The following is a 13,272-nucleotide window of genomic DNA, read 5'->3' on the forward strand; positions in this document are numbered from 1 at the left end:
ACGCTCCAAGGGTGCCATCCCTGCCAACCTGTCGGCCCGCGCCCCTAGACTCGGGCGCATGTCCGCAGGTCCCCGCGCTGGCTTCCGCCTCATGCACGTGCACGCCCACCCCGACGACGAGTCGAGCAAGGGGGCTGCCTCCACGGCGATGTACGTCGCCCAGGGGGTCGACGTGCACGTCGTCACCTGCACGGGTGGTGAGCGCGGCTCGATCCTCAACCCCAAGATGGACCGGCCCGACATCGCCGAGAACATCACCGAGGTGCGCCGCCAGGAGATGGAGCGGGCCCGCGACATCCTCGGTGTCCGCCAGGACTGGCTCGGCTTCGTCGATTCCGGCTGGCCCGAGGGCGACCCCAAGCCGCCGCTGCCCGAGGGGTGCTTCGGCCTGATGGACCCGGTCGTCGCGGCGGAGCCGCTGGTCAAGCTGATCCGCGAGTTCCGCCCGCACGTCGTCACGACGTACGACGAGAACGGCGGCTACCCGCACCCCGACCACATCATGTGCCACAAGGTGGCGGTCGAGGCGTTCCACGCCGCGGGTGACCCCGAGCGCTACCCGGGCACCGGGGAGCCGTGGCAGCCGCAGAAGCTCTACTACCACCACAGCATGAACCGCCCGCGCACCCAGGCGCTGCACGACGCGATGCTGGCGCACGGCCTGGAGTCCCCGTACGCGGAGCGGCTGCAGAAGTGGACGCCCGACCCCGCCTTCGACGCCCGCATCACCACCCGGGTCGAGTGCTCCGAGTGGTTCGGCGTGCGCGACCAGGCGCTGCTGGCGCACGCGACGCAGATCGACCCCGACGGCTTCTGGTTCTGGATCCCGCGCGAGCTGCAGCAGGAGGTCTGGCCGACGGAGGACTTCGAGCTCGTCGTGAGCCACGTCCCCAGCGAGGTGCCCGAGGACGACCTCTTCGCCGGCCTCCAGCCGGACGCCTGACACACTGGCGACATGCACGACCTCTTCAGCGCCGACCTCGTCACCTCCTTCCTCACCTTCGCCCAGGACACCCCGCGTCCCGTGCCGGAGGACGACGAGGTGAAGGCCGGCTTCGTCGCTCTCTTCCTCTGGCTCGGCATGTGCGTCGCGGTGGCGCTCCTCGGCTGGAGCCTCATGCGTCAGTTCCGTCGTACGACGGAGGCCAAGGCTCGTGGTGTCTACGGCGACCCGGTCGAGGGCGAGACCTCCGACTCCGAGGGTGGCCCGTCCGACCACTGACCAGGTCGTAGGTGTGAACCCCGGATGACGGGGGTACAGGGAGTCCATGATCTGGGACGTGATTGGTTTCCTCGTGTTCGGCCTCGTTGTCGGGGCCGTAGCTCGGCTCATCAAGCCGGGCAAGCAAGACCTGAGTTGGGTGGCCACCTTGGGTCTCGGTGTCGTCGGTTCCCTTGTCGGAGGCCTGATCGCCTCGCTCATCGGCAGCGGTGACATCTTCGAGCTCAACATCATCGGCGCGATCATCGCGATCGTCGTCGCGGTCGCCCTGGTGGGTACGGCCGAGGCGATGACCGGCAAGCGCGGCGCCCGCACCTGAGCCGCAGCGCCCTTCACACAGCACCACACCTCAGCACCACCATCCAGAGCCGTGAGGCACGTCACCCGACGTGCCTCACGGTTTTGCTGGTCCCGGCGCCGCAGCCGTGCCATACTTTTGTTTGTTGAATCCCGAAGGTGAGCCGCTCAGCAGCAGGCTCCCTTCCCCCTGATCCGGGGTGCAGTCGGCGGTCCCCCCATGCGCCGACTGCACCCCTTTCCAGCATTTCGGGGGCAGGTCGTGGCGCCCGGGCGTCCTCGCACGTAGGGCGCACGAGCGCCCAGCCGTCAGGCGCCAGACGTCAGGCCCCAGACGTCAGCGGGCGGAGTAGGTCGCCAGCGAGACGCCGACGTAGTGGGCCACGAAGGCCAGGATCGTGAAGGTGTGAAACACCTCGTGGAAGCCGAACCAGCGCGGCGACGGGTTCGGTCGCTTCGTGCCGTAGACCACGGCGCCGAGCGTGTAGAGCGCACCGCCGACGACCACCAGGGTCATCACGGCGATGCCCATCGCGCGGCCGTACTCCATGGCGCCGTCGATGAAGCCGCCGAAGAAGAAGACGGGCGCCCACCCAAGGGCGAGGTAGATCGGCGCGGAGACCCAGCGCGGGTGGTTCGACCACCACAGCTGCATCGCGACGCCCAGCAACGCACCGGTCCAGACGATGCCGAGCATCGTCCACCGGTCGGAGCCGTCGAGCAGCAGCACCGCGAACGGCGTGCAGGTGCCGGCGATGAGCAGGAAGATGTTCGAGTGGTCGAACCGCTGGAGGAACTTCTGGATCCGCGGCGACCACGTGCCGCGGTGGTAGATCGCCGACACCGTGAAGACCAGCAGCGCCGTCAGCGCGAAGACTGACGAGGCGATCCGCGTCGTGGTGGTCGGGGAGAGAGCGACGAGCGTGACGCCGGCGGCCAGTGCCACCGGCGCGGTGCCGGCGTGCAGCCAGCCGCGCAGGTGGGGCTTGACCTCGGCCAGCGTCTCCTCGACGCGGTCGTGCAGATGGTCCATGCGCACCCGGAGCGAGTCGTTCATGACCCCAACCTACGGGGCCGACGGGAATAGGTCCGCTTTTCGGGACCGGATCTCCTCAGGCTGGGGAAGAGGCATCGGTAGAGTCGAGAGCATGGCCAACTGGAAGGACGCCGTGCGGCGCGTGCTGTACCCGGCGTACGAGTCGCGCGTGGTGAAAGGGCTTCCCGAGGGCCGCATCCCCCAGCACGTGGGCGTGATGCTCGACGGCAACCGACGGTGGGCCCGGGCGGTCGGCGCGGACACCGCCAGTGGCTACCGCGCAGGCGCCGACAACATCCAGCCGTTCCTGGGCTGGTGCGAGGAGGTCGGGGTCAAGGTCGTCACCCTGTGGCTGCTCTCGACCGACAACCTCAATCGCCCGGCCGAGCAGCTCACCGGCCTCCTCACCGCCATCGAGGGCGCCGTCGAGTCGCTGGCGGCCACGGGCCGCTGGCGCGTGCACCCCGTGGGGGCGCTGGACCTGCTGCCGGCCGCGACGGCCGAGAAGCTGAAGGCCGCCGACGAGGCCACCCGCGACGTCGACGGGCTGCTGGTCAACATCGCCGTCGGCTACGGCGGGCGCCGCGAGATCGCCGACGCCGTCCGCTCGCTGCTGCTCGAGCAGAACGAGAGGGGCGCCACCCTGGAGCAGCTCGCCGAGACGATCGACGTCGAGCACATCGCCGAGCACCTCTACACCAAGGGTCAGCCCGACCCCGACCTCGTCATCCGCACCTCCGGCGAGCAGCGGCTGAGCGGATTCCTGCTCTGGCAGAGCGCGAACAGCGAGTTCTACTTCTGTGAGGCGCTGTGGCCCGACTTCCGCCGCGTCGACTTCCTGCGCGCGATCCGTGCGTACGCCGAGCGCGAGCGCCGCTTCGGCACCTGACGCCCGGCGGCGCCGCCGCGCCGACTCTTCACGTACGCGTAACGCACAGGCTGCGGCGTGTCTCCCCACCGGCGGGGGCGCGAGGCGTACGTTCCGAAGCATCGGCAGGTGGGGAAGCCAGCCGATGCCAGGAGGCCCGCTCGTGAGCACTCACGACTTCGTAGGACACACCGTGGAGGTCGGCGCGCGCCGCCCGCTGCCCGTGTCCGGGAGGGGTCGGCACTCCGGCCCCAGGGTTTCTTCCTGGCCCGACATGATCTAGGGCCGGGCGAGAGTGCGCGCGCGTCCTGTGAGGTGAATCCAGTGGCCGCGACCTCTCCTGACCAGCGTCGTACCTACGTCCTCGACACCAGCGTGCTGCTGGCCGACCCGGGGGCGATCCGCCGCTTCGCCGAGCACGAGGTCGTGCTCCCCGTCGTGGTGATCACCGAGCTCGAGGGCAAACGTCACCATCCCGAGCTCGGCTACTTCGCCCGCAGCGCCCTGCGGATGCTCGACGAGCTCCGCGTCGTCCACGGCCGCCTCGACGAGCCCGTCGCGGTGGGGGAGGAGGGCGGCACCCTGCGCGTCGAGCTCAACCACACCGACGCCACGTCGCTGCCCTCGGGTTTCCGGCTCGGCGACAACGACACCCGCATCCTGGCGGTGGCCCGCAACCTCGCCGACGAGGGTGCCGACGTGACCCTGGTGTCGAAGGACCTGCCGCTGCGGATCAAGGCCTCGGCCGTCGGGCTGGACGCCCAGGAGTACCGCGCCGAGGCGGTCAGCGCCTCCGACACCGGCTGGACCGGGATGCAGGAGCTGATGGTCCCGGCCGCCGCGCTCGACGAGCTGTACGACGACGGCGTGCTGGACCTCGACGAGGCGCGCCAGCTGCCCTGCCACACGGGGCTGGTCATGGTCTCCGACCGCGGCACCGCGCTGGGCCGGGTGGGGCCCGACAAGCAGGTGCACCTGGTCAAGGGGGACGCCGACGCCTTCGGGGTGCACGGCCGCTCGGCCGAGCAGCGGATCGCCTTGGAGCTGCTGCTCGACCCCGACGTCGGGATCGTCTCGCTGGGCGGCCGGGCCGGCACCGGCAAGTCGGCGATGGCGCTCTGCGCCGGCCTCGAGGCGGTCATGGAGCGCCGCCAGCACAAGAAGGTCGTCGTCTTCCGCCCCCTCTTCGCGGTGGGTGGCCAGGAGCTGGGCTACCTGCCCGGCTCGGAGAACGAGAAGATGGCGCCGTGGGCCCAGGCGGTCTTTGACACCCTGGGTGCGCTGGTCTCGCCGCACGTGGTCGACGAGGTCGTGCACCGCGGGATGCTCGAGGTGCTGCCGCTGACCCACATCCGCGGCCGCTCGCTGCACGACGCCTACGTGATCGTCGACGAGGCGCAGTCACTGGAGCGCAACGTGCTGCTGACCGTGCTGTCGAGGATCGGGGCCAACTCGAAGGTCGTGCTCACCCATGACGTCGCCCAGCGCGACAACCTGCGGGTCGGTCGTCACGACGGCGTGGTGGCGGTGGTCGAGAAGCTGAAGGGCCACCCGCTCTTCGCCCACGTCACGCTGACCCGCTCGGAGCGCTCGCCGATCGCTGCGCTGGTCACCGAGATGCTGGAGAACGTCTCGCTCTGAGCCACGCTCGCTACGACGTCATCACCCCCGGTGCCTCCAGGTGCCGGGGGTGATGACGTCGCGCAGCGGTGGTGCGGCAGGTGGCTCAGTCGTGCGTGTGCGCGATGTAGACGTCGCAGTGGGCCTTGGCGGCGACCTCGCTCGCGATGCTGCCCAGCAGGCGTCCAGGCCCTTGACCCGTCGGGTGCCGACCACGATCAGGGCGGCGTCGAGCGTCTCGGCCAGGGTCACCAGCGTCTCGGCGGGCTTGTGCCCGGCCACGCCCTGGCCCACGACGCTGAGGCCGGGGACGTCGCGCTGCAGGGTGGCGGCGGCGTCGGCAGCGATCTGGTCGGCCGCGAGCGAGGGCTCGAAGCCGCCTGGCTGGCTCCGCGTCGGAGGTGTCGAACACCGAGACGACGTGCAGGGTCGCGCCGAAGGCAGAGGCGATGCGTGCAGCGGTGGCCGCTGCCTCCTGGGCGGGGACCGAACCGTCGACACCGGTGATGATGGTCTGGGTCACGGTCGACGTGCCTCATCGTTGAGCGGCGCGGGGTGTGCGACGGCACGACCGTATCCGGGACAGCCTGTGCAGTCATGTCGAACGGCCGTGGATTGTGACGGTTGTGACCAAAGTGGTGCTTGGGAGCGGTGTGGCCACGACTTGTGTGACCGGCGTCCCGAATTCAGCGGTTCGGTTTGCACGCCTCCCGGCCTGCGTGCATGGTTGCAGTGGTCCCGTTCCGCCGCTGTCCCGAGCACGACGGAACGGTTCCGCACGTCAGCCCCCAACCCCCGCGAGAGCTGTGTCGAAACCCGAGAAGTACGTCCCCAAGCACCGCGCCCCCGGCAAGCACAAGGCCAGGCGCGACCCGTGGAAGACCCTGCGGTCGACCGGTGTGATCACCGGCGTCGCGGTCGCCGCGACCGCCGGTGTCGTCGGCGTCGGCGTCCTGGGCGACGACGCTCCTCCGGCCACGGCCGACCTCACTGCTGCCGACTCCGCCGCGACCGCCGGCTACCTGGCCGACCGCGACGAGGCCGTGACCCGCTCCGACCGTCGTCAGTCGACCGACCCGGCCAAGGCAGCCGCCCTCTCCACGGCGACCGCCACCGGCGTGGTGACCAGCCACTCCCGGCAGATCTCGACCGAGGACCCGCGCGGCCTCGCCCGCGCCATCATGGGTGAGTTCGGCTTCGCCGACTCGCAGTTCAGCTGCCTCGACTCCCTGTGGACCCGCGAGTCCAACTGGCGCTGGAACGCCGACAACCCGAGCTCGTCAGCGTACGGCATCCCCCAGGCCCTGCCCGGCTCGAAGATGGCCTCGGCCGGCGCCGACTGGGAGACCAACCCGGAGACCCAGATCCGATGGGGCCTGGGCTACATCGCCGGTCGCTACGGCACCCCCTGTGCTGCCTGGGGCCACTCCGAGAGCGTCGGCTGGTACTGACCGCGGCCGAATTGTGGACGTCGTCCACACGAATGGCTGAAAAGCCCGCGCTGCGGCCGCTCGACTGACTACCCTCCCAGAGGCAGTCGCACGGACTGCCGGTAGCCGGAGGTCAGCAGTTGTCGAACCGCGCGCAGGTCCAGGTCGACCCCACCCCGTCACGCCCGATGTCCAGGCGTCGGCTCGTCGGGACGGCCGCGTGGGCGGTGCCTGCGATCACCGTGGCCGCCGCGGCGCCCGCGTTCGCCGGGTCGGGCAGCGACTCCGTGCAGCTCGTGGCCGGCAGCACCGGTGTGGTGCCCACCAGCGACTTCGGCGTCGTCTTCAACGACCTCCGGTTCTCCGGGGCGTCACTGCGGGTGTGGGGCACGCCCGGCCGGGGGCGGCGCTGGTCCTCACCATCTCCTTCGTGCCCTTCCCGGGGCAGCCGGACGCCCAGGGCGGGCTCTTCGTGATGGAGGCGATCCCGGGCTGGTCGAGCACGCAGGTGGGCACCCCGGTGAGCTCTGCCGTCTTCACCTACGCCGGACCGCTCAGCAACGGCGCCACCGTGGTCATCCCGGACGGCACCTACGTCGGCACCAACTACGAGGGTGAGTACGGGACCTACCACCTCACCTTCTCGCTCGCGCCGCTCACGCCCGCGGTGGCCTCCTTCGCCTCGGGCCCGGTGCCCTCGGGTGGCGCGGGCCTGCGGGCCACCGAGCGCGTCAGTCGCGCGGAGCGCGCAGCCGCGCGCGGCTGAGGGACCACACGACGTACGAGAGGGGCTGCACCGCCTGGGCGGTGCAGCCCCTCACTCGTGGTCGCGCTGCGTCAGCGGCGTACGCGCAGGGTCGCCCGGCCCTTGCTGGGCGCGGCCTTCGCGGTGCCCAGGTAGGCGGCCACGGCCCGTCGCTGGCCCACCCGCACCAGACGCGCGGTGCGCGGACGGACCTTCAGGCGGGCAACGCCGTCGACCACCTTCGCGGTGCCGACGACCCTTCCGCCGACGGTGAACCGCACGCGGCCGCCGTCCGTGCCGCTCACCCGAGCGGTCAGGGTGAAGGCGCGCCCGGGGCGTACGCCCCGGGCCGGTGCCTGCACCCGGGTGCGCGTCGCAGCCCGAGCGCCACTGGTGTCGTCAGCGGTCTCGTCGCTGGTTTCGTCTGCGGGGTCGGCAGTGGGCTCGACCTCGTCGAGCAGCTCCAGGGGAGTGCCGCCGGCAGCCGGGGTCACGACGGGCGTCGACGGCACGGCTCCCGGGACGTCGGCCTCGCACCAGGTCACGGAGACGTCGTCGACGGCCCAGCCGTGGATGCCGCCGCAGTAGTCGGTGCCGAGGTCGAAGCGCAGCTTCACCGTGTCGCCGGGGGAGACGCCGGCTGCGGCCAGGTCGAGGACGGTGATGCCCCAGGTCGCGCCGAGGTCGCTCGCGTCGTAGCTGGACCAGGTCCGCTCGCCGACGAGGGGGTTGCTCCGCCCCGGGTCCGCGGGGTTGTCCGTGATGATGGTCGTCGCGGGTGCGTTGTGCAGCCAGCTGCCCGCGGCGGCGCGGTGAAGGGGCCGTCGTTGACGCTGACCTTCACGTTGCCGCCGTCGTAGTCGCCCTCGAGGCTCACCTGGTGGCGGAACCGGAGTCGCGGCGACAGCGCGTCGGTCGGGACCGTCACGGAGGGGGAGAGGAGCATGGAGTTGCCGGCCACGTTGCCCGTCTGGCACTCCCCCTGGGGGTTGGCGGCGAAGGCCACGGTGCCGGCGGATCCGCTGACCCGGGACGTGAGTCCCCACGCGACCGCCTGGCTGTCGGCAGCCTTCTGCACCTCGGCCGTCCAGCCCGCCGCGCCGCCGTCGAAGTCCTCGACGAGGCCGGTGACGGTGGTGGTCCCCGCTCCGCAGGCCGAGGCGATGTCGCCGGGCGTGAAGCGCATCCTGAAGTTGCAGCGCACGGCGACGTCGGTCCGCAGCTCCGTCGCCTCGATGACCTCGTCGAGCTGTTCGCAGTCGGTGGCGGTCAGCGGCGTGACGGAGGCGGCCGGCGTGGTGTCGGTCAGGGTGAGGGGCTTCAGGGGCTGCCCGACCAGGGTCTGGCAGGACTCGGCGAGCGCGTTGGCGAAGTCGGGGAAGCCGCTGATGGGGGTGAGGTGTGCGGTGTTGGCGCGCCACCAGACGTGGGCGGCGCGGTCGAGGCCGACGCCGGTGACCGTGTGGCCGTCGAAGGTGCCCCCGTCGACGAAGAGTGAGAATGCGCGGTTGGGGACGCCGGAGTTGTAGTGCACGCCGCCGCTGTCGCTGGTCGCGCAGTGGTACTGCGCGTCGGTCACGGTGGCGGGGTTGCCGGCGCAGCGGGGGTTCCACATGTCGCGCAGGCTCGAGATCGACGTGGTCTCCCCGATGAGCCAGCGGTGCCGGTCGGCCGGGAGGGAGGGATCCTTGAGGTGCACCGAGGCGGCCACGCCGGCCGGCAGCGACTTGAGGCGGGCGCCGTCGGCCTGGCTGACCATCAGGAACGGCACGGAGGTGGAGACGTTGAGGAGTGCTGAGGGAGCAACGGAGGTGTTGTTGCCGATGATCACCCCCGGGCGCCGGCGGCCACGAGGTTGTCGGCCTTCACCTGGTAGGTGCAGGTGCCCCGGTCGGCGTAAGCCCACTTGCCCGCCACCTGGGCGGGGTTCGTGAGAGTGGTGCAGGCATCGGTGGTGAGGGGGCCACTGGCGTTCGCAGCGTCCGTGGCGACGACCACCTTCACGGTTCCCTCGCCGGTGACGGCCGGCGCGCCGTTGCCGCGGGCGACGTACGTGCAGGGCCCAGCCAGCGAGCGGGGCGAGACGACCTGCATCGCCAGGCTCGGGCTGCCGGTGCCGCTCGGCAGCGCCACGCAGTCGTCCGTGGTGCGCACGGAGTGGTCAGCGCCGTCGTCCTCGCGCTGGTTGAGCAGGTCGACGACCTCGCCCCACACGTCGGAGTAGGACTCGTTGAGCGCGCCGGGCTGGTAGGAGTAGACGAGACCGGAGGTGTGCTGGGTGTAGGCGTGACCCCACTCGTGGGCGATCACGTCGTCGGTCTCCATGCCGGGGCAGAGGCTGATGTACGACCGGTGCCAGGCCGCGTTGGCGCATCCGGTGAGGCGGTTGTCGCGGATGTGCATCGCGGCTCCGGCGCCGTCGTAGCCGTCACGGCCGAAGGTCGACCTGAAGAGGTGGTAGGACTCGGCGGTCGAGTCGAGCAGGTCGCGCTGGGTCTGGGTGAGGCCTGCGGTCGAGTCGCCCTCGGCCCAGGTCGGGGCCCAGGTGTCATCGTCGAAGCTGGCGGTCGGGCCCGTGCCGGTGTAGGAGCCCAGGGTACGGGTCAGGCCGTGCACGTCGCTCCAGCGGTGCAGCGGCTTGAGTCCGCGGTCGGCCAGGATGAGCTGCTCGCGCAGGCCTTCGCCGCCGGTGACCGTGACCTGCCAGGCGAGGTGTGCCGGGCCGGCCTCCCCGAGGGGGGAGCCCACCTCGTACACGACCGGGGTGGCGTCGGCCTCGAGGCCGACAGTGCCGGAGGGGTTGCCCTCCTCGTCGGTCGGCGGGTCGAGACGGACCATCTCCATCGCGCGGCGCTCGGCACGGGCAGCCGTGCTGGCGGGCGAGGTGGGCACGGTGGCCGTCGTCAGGCCCGGTACGACGCGGCCGTTGACGCTGACCAGGTCACCGTCGGCGTCGACGTTGGCCTTGAGCGCAGCGCCCCAGACGGGGACGTCGCCGTGGCGCTGGGAGTAGGTGAAGGTCGAGCCGAAGGCGTCCTCGATCTCGTCGGTGAGGACGAGCTGGTCGGCGGGGACCCCGAAGAGGACGGCGTGCTCGTCCAGCCACGCGCTGGCCTTCGGGCTGCCGGCGCTCGCGGCGCGCAGCGACGGCCCCTGAGGCAGCAGGTCGGCGTCGGCGCCGCGCACCCGGACGAAGGAGACGCGGCCGGTGCGGTCGTCGCGCGTGACGTCGAGGGTCCCATGGGCGTCGGCCCGTACGCCGGCCTCGGTGCCGGGCTGGAGCGTCGTACGCCCGTCAGGCGACGCGGTGGCGGTGCCGGGCAGGCTCAGGAGTGCGGCTCCGAGGGTCAGTGCCCCCAGTGCTCCGGCGAGGCGTGGGCGCAGGGGCGACGTCGACCGTGACGAGGGCAAGGGGTCTCCTGGGGGTGAATGCTGAACGGCGTCCACAATCTAGGGGAGGACGCCGTCCCGCGCAGGAGAACTGCCTCAGGCGTGCGCGCGCTGCTCGTGCCCCTCGTGCTCCATCGCCGGGTTGGGGTGGTTGCGCTCCAGCGCCGCACCCTCGACGTCGACGTTGGGGACGATGCGGTCGAGCCACCTCGGGATCCACCAGGCGGAGTCGCCGAGCAGGTGCATGACGCCGGGGATCACCAGCATGCGGATCACGAAGGCGTCGACGAGCACGCCGAAGGCGAGCGCGAAGCCCATCGACCGGATCATCGCGTCGTGGCTGAAGATGAAGCCCGCGAAGACCGAGATCATGATGATCGCCGCCGCGGTCACCACGACCCGGCCGGCCTTCACGCCGTGCTGGACGGCGACCCGCGACGGTGCGTCGTGGACGTACGCCTCACGCATGCCCGAGACCAGGAAGAGCTGGTAGTCCATCGCCAGGCCGAAGAGGATGCCGATCACGATCACCGGCAGGAAGCTCAGGATCGGCCCGGGGGCGTGGATGCCGAAGAGGTCGGCCAGCCAGCCCCACTGGAAGATGGCGGTGAGCGCCCCGAAGGTGGCGAAGAGCGAGAGCACGAAGCCGAGCGCCGCGGTCAGCGGGACGAGGATCGAGCGGAAGGCCAGCACCATGATCACCAGCGAGAGTCCGACGACGAGCGCGAGGTAGCCGGGCAGCGAGTTGCTGAGCTGCTCGGAGACGTCGATGTTGCCGCTGGCGTTGCCGGCGACGCCGATCTCGATGCCGGTGCCGAACTGCCAGCCCATGCCTCGCAGCTCGTGGACGAGCTCCTCGGTGACCTCGCTGTTGGGGCCCTCTGACGGCACGACCTGGAAGGCGACCAGCTCGCGGGAGTCGGAGACGCCGACCGGCGCGACCGCCTCGACGGCGTCGAGCTCCAGGAGGGCGCTGCCGACCTCGGCCTGCGCCTCCATGCCCTCTGCGTCGGTCTCCAGGGTGCGGCGCATGTCGGCGACGACCAGGAGCGGGGCGTTCATGCCGGGGCCGAACTTCTCCTCGGTCACCGTGTGCGCGCGGTAGGCGCTGGAGTCCTCGGGCTGGCTCGAGCCGTCAGGGAGTCCCAGGCGCATGTCGAGGGCGGGGATCGCCAGGACCACCAGGACGCCGACCCCGAGCAGCGACTGCAGCACGGCGCGGGAGGTCTTCATCGGGGCGGTGCCGGACGTGCTGTGGCTGAGCGGCACGATCGTGCCGCGCTGGCGCTTGGGCAGGATGCGGTGCCCGGTCAGCGAGAGCAGGGCCGGGGTCAGCGTGACCGCGATCAGGACGGCGACCACGACGCAGATGGCGCCCACCGTGCCCATCAGGCCCAGGAAGCCGATGCCGGTGACGTTGAGCGCGGCCAGGGCGGTGACGACGGTGGCACCCGCGAAGACGACCGCGTTGCCGGAGGTGCCGTTGGCCAGGCCGATCGACTCGTGCAGCTCCATGCCGCCGCGCATCTGCGTCTTGTGGCGGTTGATGATGAAGAGGGAGTAGTCGATGCCGACCGCCAGGCCGAGCATCAGGCCGAGCACCGGGGTCACCGACATCATGTCGACGGTGCCGCTCAGGGCCATCGAGCCGGCGACGCCGACGCCGACACCGAGCAGCGCGTTGACCAGCGGCAGGCCGGCGCCCACGAAGGTGCCGAGCATGATGAAGAGGGTGAGGGCGGCGACGGCCAGGCCGACGGCCTCGCCGACGCCGAAGACCTGCGGGATCGTCTGGACGAGGTCGTTGGAGAGCTCGATGTCGACGCCCTCGACCTCGGCGTCGAGGAAGAGGTCGGCCACGTCGGCCTTCTCGTCGAGGTCGACCTCGATGATCGGCTTCTCGAACATCACGGTGCCCAGCGCGGTGCTGTCGTCCTCGGAGACCTGGCCGACGCCGGCGGCCATCTCGGCGACGACGGTGGAGTCCTCGAGCAGGTCACGGTTGGCCTCGAGCTCGTCGCGGCCCTTCTCCAGCTGCGCGGCGCCTGCGTCGAGCTCCTCGCGGGCGGCGTCGAGCTGCGCCTGCTGGGCGTCGAGCTCGGCGAGCTGGGCGGCGGGGGCCCCGGACGACTCCAGCAGTGCGCGGCCTCCGTCGAGCTGGGCCTGGCCGTCGTCGAGCTGCTTGCGCCCCGCCTCGAGCTGTTTCTCGCCCTGCCGGAGCTTGCGCTCACCGGCCTCGAGCTGCTTGCGGCCTGCGGCCAGCTCCTCGAGACCGGACTGCAGCGTCCTCTCGGTGGCGAAGGGGTCGATCGCCTCGCGTACGCCCGGCATCTCGCCCGAGCGCTCGAGCAGCGCCGAGATCTCCTTGCGCTGGGCCTCGGTGAGCGCCTGGCCGTCCTCGGCGGTGAAGACGACCATGGCGGCGCCACCGCTGGCGGCCGGGAACTCCTCGGCCAGGGTGTCGGCGACCTCGGCGGTGGGGGTGCCGGGGATCGTCACGTTCGAGGTGAGCGCGCCGCCGAAGGTCGCGAAGGCGCCGACGGCGAGCCCGAGGGTGAGCACCCACGCCACGATGACGAGCCAGGCGCGGCGGGCGGAGCACCGCCCGAGTCGGAAGAGGAGTTCAGCCACAGGAGGGTGCCTTCGCGGTCTGGAGAGTGGAGG

The 13,272-nt window shown here is 71.4% G+C and carries 13 protein-coding genes and 1 pseudogene; 7 read left to right on the forward strand and 7 right to left on the reverse strand.

The features are described from left to right. Nucleotides 1-58 precede the first annotated feature (58 nt). The 3 genes from mca to E2C04_RS04115 are packed head-to-tail and all read left to right on the forward strand — an operon-like array spanning nucleotide 59 to nucleotide 1,541. On the forward strand, nucleotides 59-943 hold the full coding sequence (mca, locus tag E2C04_RS04105; RefSeq protein WP_135831651.1) for a mycothiol conjugate amidase Mca: 885 nt from the start codon (nucleotides 59-61) through the stop codon (nucleotides 941-943). Nucleotides 944-955: 12 nt separating this feature from the next. Next, complete coding sequence (locus E2C04_RS04110; protein WP_135831652.1) at nucleotides 956-1,222, forward strand: hypothetical protein; 267 nt, start codon at nucleotides 956-958, stop codon at nucleotides 1,220-1,222. A 46-nt stretch (nucleotides 1,223-1,268) separates the two neighbouring features. Further along, a complete protein-coding gene (locus tag E2C04_RS04115; protein WP_229721445.1) occupies nucleotides 1,269-1,541 on the forward strand; it encodes a GlsB/YeaQ/YmgE family stress response membrane protein in 273 nt (90 codons plus the stop codon). A 315-nt stretch (nucleotides 1,542-1,856) separates the two neighbouring features. Here the strand turns inward: E2C04_RS04115 and trhA are convergent, their stop codons facing one another. Then, entirely contained in the window at nucleotides 1,857-2,576 is a 720-nt protein-coding gene (gene trhA / locus E2C04_RS04120; RefSeq protein WP_135831653.1) for a PAQR family membrane homeostasis protein TrhA, read from the reverse strand. A 91-nt stretch (nucleotides 2,577-2,667) separates the two neighbouring features. Here trhA and E2C04_RS04125 point away from each other — a divergent pair, with 91 nt between their 5' ends. Then, entirely contained in the window at nucleotides 2,668-3,444 is a 777-nt protein-coding gene (locus E2C04_RS04125; RefSeq protein ID WP_135831654.1) for an isoprenyl transferase, read from the forward strand. A gap of 303 nt (nucleotides 3,445-3,747) precedes the next feature. Beyond that, a complete protein-coding gene (locus E2C04_RS04130; protein ID WP_229721446.1) occupies nucleotides 3,748-5,064 on the forward strand; it encodes a PhoH family protein in 1,317 nt (438 codons plus the stop codon). 21 nt (nucleotides 5,065-5,085) lie between these two features. Here the strand turns inward: E2C04_RS04130 and E2C04_RS04135 are convergent. After that, nucleotides 5,086-5,566: pseudogene (locus E2C04_RS04135) on the reverse strand (universal stress protein). A 283-nt stretch (nucleotides 5,567-5,849) separates the two neighbouring features. Between E2C04_RS04135 and E2C04_RS04140 the strand changes: the two are divergent. Next, nucleotides 5,850-6,494, forward strand: a complete 645-nt coding sequence (locus E2C04_RS04140; protein WP_135831655.1) for an aggregation-promoting factor C-terminal-like domain-containing protein — start codon at nucleotides 5,850-5,852, stop codon at nucleotides 6,492-6,494. A gap of 112 nt (nucleotides 6,495-6,606) precedes the next feature. On the opposite strand, the gene E2C04_RS04145 is transcribed toward E2C04_RS04140, so the two are convergent. Beyond that, complete coding sequence (locus E2C04_RS04145; RefSeq protein WP_135831656.1) at nucleotides 6,607-6,864, reverse strand: hypothetical protein; 258 nt, start codon at nucleotides 6,862-6,864, stop codon at nucleotides 6,607-6,609. Between E2C04_RS04145 and E2C04_RS04150 the strand changes: the two genes are divergently transcribed. Then, complete coding sequence (locus E2C04_RS04150) at nucleotides 6,856-7,239, forward strand: hypothetical protein (protein ID WP_135831657.1); 384 nt, start codon at nucleotides 6,856-6,858, stop codon at nucleotides 7,237-7,239. The genes E2C04_RS04145 and E2C04_RS04150 overlap by 9 nt on opposite strands. Nucleotides 7,240-7,310: 71 nt before the next feature. Here E2C04_RS04150 and E2C04_RS17615 read toward each other — a convergent pair whose 3' ends face one another. The 4 genes from E2C04_RS17615 to E2C04_RS04170 form a co-directional block, all read right to left on the reverse strand. After that, nucleotides 7,311-7,835 (reverse strand): Ig-like domain-containing protein, encoded by a 525-nt coding sequence (locus E2C04_RS17615; RefSeq protein ID WP_158630587.1) that lies wholly within the window; start codon nucleotides 7,833-7,835, stop codon nucleotides 7,311-7,313. Then, nucleotides 7,832-9,049, reverse strand: coding sequence for a M4 family metallopeptidase (locus E2C04_RS04160; RefSeq protein ID WP_135831658.1), 1,218 nt, complete (start codon nucleotides 9,047-9,049; stop codon nucleotides 7,832-7,834). The genes E2C04_RS17615 and E2C04_RS04160 overlap by 4 nt, the downstream gene beginning before the upstream one ends. Then, nucleotides 9,046-10,629 (reverse strand): M4 family metallopeptidase, encoded by a 1,584-nt coding sequence (locus E2C04_RS04165; RefSeq protein ID WP_135831659.1) that lies wholly within the window; start codon nucleotides 10,627-10,629, stop codon nucleotides 9,046-9,048. The genes E2C04_RS04160 and E2C04_RS04165 overlap by 4 nt, the downstream gene beginning before the upstream one ends. A 75-nt stretch (nucleotides 10,630-10,704) precedes the next feature. Further along, nucleotides 10,705-13,239, reverse strand: coding sequence for an MMPL family transporter (locus tag E2C04_RS04170; protein ID WP_135831660.1), 2,535 nt, complete (start codon nucleotides 13,237-13,239; stop codon nucleotides 10,705-10,707). Between the last annotated feature and the right edge of the window lie 33 nt (nucleotides 13,240-13,272).

It is taken from the genome of Nocardioides daphniae (assembly GCF_004777465.1).
Classification (GTDB): domain Bacteria; phylum Actinomycetota; class Actinomycetes; order Propionibacteriales; family Nocardioidaceae; genus Nocardioides; species Nocardioides daphniae.